General features: G+C 55.9%; 1 protein-coding gene. It reads left to right on the forward strand.

Annotated elements, in window-relative coordinates:
* A partial coding sequence (locus tag AAEY87_RS14100) for an acyl-CoA dehydrogenase family protein (RefSeq protein ID WP_350657624.1) occupies positions 1-261 on the forward strand: 261 nt, incomplete at both ends.

Raw genomic sequence — 261 nt, forward strand, 5'->3', positions numbered from 1 at the left:
GTCGTGTAATGAGTAAAATCGCTTCGCGCTCGTCAACGGCTGCAGTCAGTTGCATGGTGCCAAACTCGCTCGGCCCTGGTGAGCTTCTGATGCACTATGGTACAGATGAGCAAAAGCAGCGCTGGTTGCCCGGCCTTGCTAAAGGCGAGGAAGTTCCTTGCTTTGGTTTGACGGGTCCTGAGGCTGGTTCCGACGCGGGTGCTATCCCTGATACAGGGGTAGTCTGCTACGGTATTCACGATGGTGAGTACACGCTCGGTC

This window comes from Psychrobacter sp. S1-30-MNA-CIBAN-0213, from assembly GCF_040309845.1.
In the GTDB taxonomy this organism is placed as follows: Bacteria; Pseudomonadota; Gammaproteobacteria; order Pseudomonadales; family Moraxellaceae; genus Psychrobacter.